The following is a 5,543-nucleotide window of genomic DNA, read 5'->3' on the forward strand; positions in this document are numbered from 1 at the left end:
AATGAATTATATTTTCCCACACCAGAAATTGCCCTAGATCCAGAAGGTTTGATGAGATCGCCAGTGGGGTTGCATCAAGGTTTGACTTATACAGTAGTGTCTCAAGTCCCCTTGCGCGATCGCCAATTACTCGATTCTCCAGCGGAGAGGCTTCGCCAACGGGCCAGCACTAATTATCCCCAGAAGATTAGTAATTATTACCTGCAAATCCCTGACAACATCTCAGCCAAACTGCAAAAATACACCCAAGATCTAGTCGATCGCGCACCACAGCAACAAGTTGGTAAAAATAGCCCAGCTCTAACATCTACCTACGCTAAATCTCTCTATCTCGCCCAATATCTCAAACAACATTATCGCCTCCCTCAAAATCCGCTGACGCTCGATCGAGTTCCTGAGGGCGAAGATTTAGCCAGTTGGTTTCTGTTCCGTTGTGAAGGCAAATCGACTAGTTGCGAAGCTGGTGGCTATGCGGATCATTTTGCCACTACTTATACCATGATGCTCCGCTCGATCGGCATTCCCGCTCGATTAGCTGTCGGCTTCGATCCTGGCAACTTCAACCCCTTCACTGGATACTATGAAGTCTCCAATACCGACGCTCACGCCCTGACAGAGGTTTATTTTCCCGAGTATGGTTGGTTTGCCTTCGACCCGATTCCAGGGCACCCCTTGACCCCTCCAAGTGTCGATGAAGACCAAACTTTTAGCACGCTCCAGCAACTGTGGAATTGGGTAGCAAGTTGGTTGCCTTCGCCTGTTACCGCTTGGCTCGCCTATGCGTGGTCGTTAACGCTTGGCTGGTTAGTTGTCGGTATCTCGCTATTCTTCGGTCTATTCGATCGAGGTTGGTTGGGCATCTTTAGCGGCATTGCGATCGCAATTTCCGTGGCGTTTTGTGGTTGGTGGAGCTGGCAACAATTCCACAAATGGCGACATCGCCAATGGTTGAAACAGTTATCGCCAGTGGAGCGCATTTATCAACAAATGTTAGCCAATCTTACTATCCCCAAACACCCCGCCCAAACGCCACTGGAATATGCCCAAACCGTTCGGGATAACCGATCGTCTTCACTCAGTACGGTAGTTAGTGAAATCTCTCGATCGTATACGGCTTGGCGATATGGAGCGGAAGCACAGCAGGTCGATCGCTTACAGGAATTATTAACTACTCTCAAAAAAGACAAGACGAACTAGTTCAACCAAGCCTCTAATCAGCCAGGATACCCTGGTAAGTTACAAGTATTTTCCTGTGGCACTTGCTCGACTCGATCGCGAGCCAGAACTCGCAATGATGACAGTAATATGCGAGTGTCATTATCTTCAGCAAAATCTTGAAAAATTTCCGTCAGATAATCATCGATTTCTTCAGGATGGTCGCGAAAATAGCCTTTGGTAGCCTCCTCAAGGGTTCTCAGTTTTCGCATTAGTTTGATACTCCCATTAATGAACTTTAGCTTTTTCTATGTCGCGGTCTTGGCTGTCTTTGTATCCACAATTCAGATTGTATCCTGATAGGCGCAATAACAGGTTGAATAATGTAATCGAGGTAAATAGCGTCGATCTATAGACATTATGTCAGCAACACTGGTATTTATTATTACTGGATTTTGGATTTGGATGTTAACCGATTGCTCCCAGGACAAGAGCACTCGATCTAACTGGTTTTGGATCGTACTCTTTGGCTATTTCCCTGGAGCTTTAGTTTATTTTATCGATCGACAATCCACCTCACAATCTCGTAAGATTATTAATCCACTCAGGCGCATTCAACTTCAGCAAGAATTGCATCGAGCTAAAATTGCAGCTAAACATATTGGTAAAGCCTACCAATTTTTAATACTAGGAAACATATTACTAGAATTAGGCGATCTCGACCGAGCCGAATTAGCGTACCAGAGAGCATTAATCAAAGAACCAAAAAATCCTTATGCTCTATGGGGTGCCGCATCAGTAGCATTCGATCGAGAGCGATTTGCTGTCGCTGCTCTACATTTAGAATTATTACTCAAAATAGATCCCAAACATCTTCAGGGTGATGCCTCGCTACTTTATGCAAAAGTGCTATTTAATTTGTCTAAATGGTCGATCGCCAGGTTGCATTTAACAGAAGATATTTATTGTTAGGGACATCCTGAATCCGCCATCATGTTAGCAAAAATTGAAATCCAAGCCGGTAATACTGATATTGCCAAAAACTTACTTGAGAATTTACTTTCTAAACTCAAAGATTCTCCAACTTATCATTCGCGAAGGCATCAACAGGTTAGCAGAGAGGCAGCAAGTATGCTCAGAAGTATTTCGTTGCTAAGTTTCAGATAACTTGAATGCTATTTTCAGGCAATTACTAACGCAAAAAATCCCTAGACCGAAGTCAGGGATTTTTTGTAACAAACGAAGAGGGCGAACGACGGGATTCGAACCCGCGAGTGGAGGCACCACAAACCTCTGCCATAACCACTAGGCGACGCTCGCCATGCTTTACATGTAGAGATCAATATAGCATGATTTGACTAAATTAGTCTAGGGTTTGGAGTAGAATAATTTTAGTGTGTGAGTTTGATACGGTATGAAAGGCTGGCAAGTATTGTTGGTGGGGCTTATGGGTGTAGGTGGGCTGGGATTTTTGACCAATCCCGATCGAGTGGCTTATGAAAACTATGCAGTCGAGCAGGCTGGCAACCTAGCTAGAGCAGAATGCGATCGCGTGTCTGGGGGCTTGGGTATGTTGGTTAAGGAGCCATGTCGGGCGGCGATTGAAGCCTACATGCCGCAACTTAAACCGTTACTAGCGGCGACAACGACGCGCCAAGACTGGGGATTATTTAGCATCTATCGATCGGATATCTCGATTCCGGCAGTCAACTTCAACGGTCGGGTCGAATCGATCGGATTGTTCGATCGCTTCTATACTTATAAAACTCCTTAATACCGACCACGACTCGATCGATTGGCGATCGATGGTTGTCACCTGTCAGCCCCAAGGAGCCTTACTTGTCCCTTATAATGATGAAGGCGCAAGTGGAGTGCTCGTCAAAATCATGCTGGAAAATCCAACCAAACCGATTAGAATTGCGATCGTTGGTGATGTTCACGACCAATGGGAGGATGCGGATGAGATCGCGCTCCAACATTTAGATATCGATTTGGTCTTATTTGTGGGTGACTTTGGCAATGAGGCCGTCGAACTAGTCAGTCGGTTGGCGGCAATCGACATGCCCAAGGCGGCGATCTTTGGCAATCACGATGCTTGGTATACAGCCAGCGATTGGGGACGCAGCAAAAGCCCTTACGACCCGAAGATTGAAGATCGAGTCCAGCAGCAGATCGATCTGTTGGGTGCTAGTTCTGTGGGTTATGGCAAGTTAGATTTTCCGCAATTCAATCTTACGGTAGTAGGCAGTCGCCCGTTTAGTTGGGGCGGGATGGAGTGGAAATATCGAGATTTTTATCAAGAACGGTACGGAATCGATAGTTTTGCCGCATCTACCGATCGCATTGTCGAGATGGGGATGCAAGCAACTTGCGAGCAGCTAATTATCATCGGTCATAATGGCCCTACGGGATTAGGTGAGGAGCCAGAGTCGATTTGTGGCAAGGATTGGGGCGAACCGATCGGTGGTGATTATGGCGATCCGGATCTAGCTGCGGCGATCGCGCGGCTACAAGCACAGGGAAAATCGATTCCCTTGGTGACATTCGGCCACATGCACCATAAACTCCGACACACCAAGGAATGCCTGCGACAGCCGATTGTCGTGCGTCCGGGGACGGTTTATCTTAATGCCGCTCGGTGTCCGCGCATCCTGACAACGATCGAACGGACGGTGCGCAACTTTTCCCTAGTGACGATTGTAGACGGACAGGTTACTCAAGCCGGTTTAGTCTGGATGACGGAAGATTTTCAAGTGGGTTTGGAAGAAATCTATTGGCAGGCGAAAAATGATGTCAAGCAGCCTGAAAGCTCGACTGTAAATGTTAGCTAACGATCGACTACTCTCGCATTTTGACCAACGCATCGCGGACTGTCGTGGGTAATTGGCGCATAATTTTACCTTTTTCGCGATCGACAGCGACCAGCGTTACCATCCCCGTGAGATAAGTCAGATCGCCAGCGACGGACTGGATCTCGTATTCCCAGATAATTCGTACCCCGGCCATATCGGTCGTCCGCGTTTTGACGATCGCTGATTCGCCCATTTTGAGGGCGCGATGATAGCGCAGCGATAAATCTACCACCGGCAGATCGCAACCCACAGCCACCAAATCGGCAAAATCAATCCCGATCGACTTGAGACAAGCCACGCGAGCTTCTTCCATCCAGGTGAGATAAGCACCATGCCAGACAATACCCCCATAATCGGTGTGATGGGGATAGACCACGATCGGGTATTCAAACCAATTGGCAGCCATGGCTTGGTAGCTTAACTTTTCGATCGCACTATCGGCGGGTTTTTGAGAGCGAATATCTGTAGTTTCGGCCACGATCGATTATCTCCGGTTGACTGGGCGGACAAAGATATTGTGCGTTATGTTAACTGAATATAGTATGCAGCCTAGAGATGAATATACGCCAGATTACCGCACTTGTATGGGGGTTAATTGTAATTGTCGCTAGTAATACGATCGTGACAATGCCGACAGCCAATGCCGAATCGACAGCACAAAGTGAGGTCAGGTTTACACCATCGCAACAACAGATCGTCGATCGGCTCAAGACGTCAAATGTCGTGTATCTAGGTGAAACTCACGATCGCTTAGCCGATCGCCAGCAACAGCTGGCAATTATCCAAGCTCTATTTAAGCATAACCCGCAGCTCGCGATCGGGATGGAAATGTTTCAACGTCCAGCGCAACCCTTACTGGATCTTTATTTAGCAGGCAAACTGAGTGCTGCCGAACTGCGCAAGCAATCAGAATTCGATAAACGTTGGGGCTTTAGCTGGGAATCTTACGCGCCGATTTTGGAATTTGCCAAAGCGAATCGGCTGCCAGTTATCGCGCTCAATACACCAACGGAAATTACTCGCAAGGCTGCCAAACAAGGTTTGGAAAGTTTAACCCCCACAGAGCGGCAATATATTCCGCCCTTCGACCAAATCGATCGCACTAATGTCAAATATCAGCAGATGATTTTGGGCAGTTATCGTCAACACGCTGGCATTGTGTCGATCTCTAGTAAAAGTTTCGACAGGTTTTATACCGCTCAATTATTATGGGATGAAACGATGGCCGATCGAGTGGCCAATTTTGCCAAAAATAATCCGCGCCATCAAACGATCGTCATTGCTGGGAGTTCGCATATTATCTACGGCTATGGAATTCCCGATCGCGTCTTGCGGCGAATGGGTAATAGTAAATTTACGCAAAAAACTGTTTTGCTCAGTGGTGATAACTTGTTGCTCCAACCCCAAGTTGCAGATTTTATTTGGGATCGAGAGCGTTAACTTCTATCTCGCGAAAATAGAGGCATCTGTTTACAGATGCCTCTATTTGTCTCTATTCTTGCGAGCGATCGATTAGACGATCGATCTATTTAGTCG

7 protein-coding genes and 1 tRNA gene are annotated in these 5,543 nt (G+C 46.9%); 5 read left to right on the plus strand and 3 right to left on the minus strand.

Annotated features, from left to right (window positions below; all coding sequences use genetic code 11):
* The coding region (locus RMO84_RS06595; protein ID WP_310487678.1) for a transglutaminase domain-containing protein at positions 1-1,197 on the plus strand (1,197 nt) is incomplete at its 5' end.
* Positions 1,198-1,214: 17 nt separating this feature from the next.
* Here RMO84_RS06595 and RMO84_RS06600 read toward each other — a convergent pair.
* Positions 1,215-1,427, minus strand: a complete 213-nt coding sequence (locus RMO84_RS06600; protein ID WP_310487679.1) for a hypothetical protein — start codon at positions 1,425-1,427, stop codon at positions 1,215-1,217.
* 148 nt (positions 1,428-1,575) lie between these two features.
* On the opposite strand from RMO84_RS06600, the gene RMO84_RS06605 reads away from it, so the two are divergent.
* A complete protein-coding gene (locus RMO84_RS06605) occupies positions 1,576-2,127 on the plus strand; it encodes a tetratricopeptide repeat protein (RefSeq protein ID WP_310487680.1) in 552 nt (183 codons plus the stop codon).
* Between the two features lie 275 nt (positions 2,128-2,402).
* On the opposite strand, the gene RMO84_RS06610 is transcribed toward RMO84_RS06605, so the two are convergent.
* Positions 2,403-2,475 (minus strand) — tRNA-His (locus tag RMO84_RS06610).
* 94 nt (positions 2,476-2,569) lie between these two features.
* On the opposite strand from RMO84_RS06610, the gene RMO84_RS06615 reads away from it, so the two are divergent.
* Both RMO84_RS06615 and RMO84_RS06620 read left to right on the plus strand, forming a co-directional pair.
* On the plus strand, positions 2,570-2,929 hold the full coding sequence (locus RMO84_RS06615; RefSeq protein ID WP_310487681.1) for a DUF4359 domain-containing protein: 360 nt from the start codon (positions 2,570-2,572) through the stop codon (positions 2,927-2,929).
* A gap of 112 nt (positions 2,930-3,041) precedes the next feature.
* A complete protein-coding gene (locus RMO84_RS06620) occupies positions 3,042-3,986 on the plus strand; it encodes a TIGR04168 family protein (RefSeq protein ID WP_396135789.1) in 945 nt (314 codons plus the stop codon).
* Between the two features lie 7 nt (positions 3,987-3,993).
* On the opposite strand, the gene RMO84_RS06625 is transcribed toward RMO84_RS06620, so the two are convergent.
* Complete coding sequence (locus tag RMO84_RS06625) at positions 3,994-4,485, minus strand: thioesterase family protein (protein WP_310487683.1); 492 nt, start codon at positions 4,483-4,485, stop codon at positions 3,994-3,996.
* 77 nt (positions 4,486-4,562) lie between these two features.
* On the opposite strand from RMO84_RS06625, the gene RMO84_RS06630 reads away from it, so the two are divergent.
* The gene (locus tag RMO84_RS06630; RefSeq protein ID WP_310487684.1) at positions 4,563-5,447 is read left to right on the plus strand and encodes a ChaN family lipoprotein; all 885 of its coding nucleotides are present in this window, start codon (positions 4,563-4,565) and stop codon (positions 5,445-5,447) included.
* Positions 5,448-5,543: the final 96 nt, after the last annotated feature.

Origin of the sequence: Chamaesiphon sp. VAR_69_metabat_338 (assembly GCF_031423935.1) — a bacterium.
Lineage (GTDB): Bacteria > Cyanobacteriota > Cyanobacteriia > Cyanobacteriales > Chamaesiphonaceae > Chamaesiphon.

Excerpts from the sequence above, each read along its gene's own strand:
- RMO84_RS06620 (WP_396135789.1), top strand. The coding sequence starts at position 3,042 with ATGCTGGAAAATCCAACCAAACCGATTAGAATTGCGATCGTTGGTGAT.
- RMO84_RS06605 (WP_310487680.1), top strand. The coding sequence starts at position 1,576 with ATGTCAGCAACACTGGTATTTATTATTACTGGATTTTGGATTTGGATG.
- RMO84_RS06630 (WP_310487684.1), top strand. The coding sequence starts at position 4,563 with ATGAATATACGCCAGATTACCGCACTTGTATGGGGGTTAATTGTAATT.
- RMO84_RS06600 (WP_310487679.1), bottom strand. The coding sequence starts at position 1,427 with ATGCGAAAACTGAGAACCCTTGAGGAGGCTACCAAAGGCTATTTTCGC.
- RMO84_RS06615 (WP_310487681.1), top strand. The coding sequence starts at position 2,570 with ATGAAAGGCTGGCAAGTATTGTTGGTGGGGCTTATGGGTGTAGGTGGG.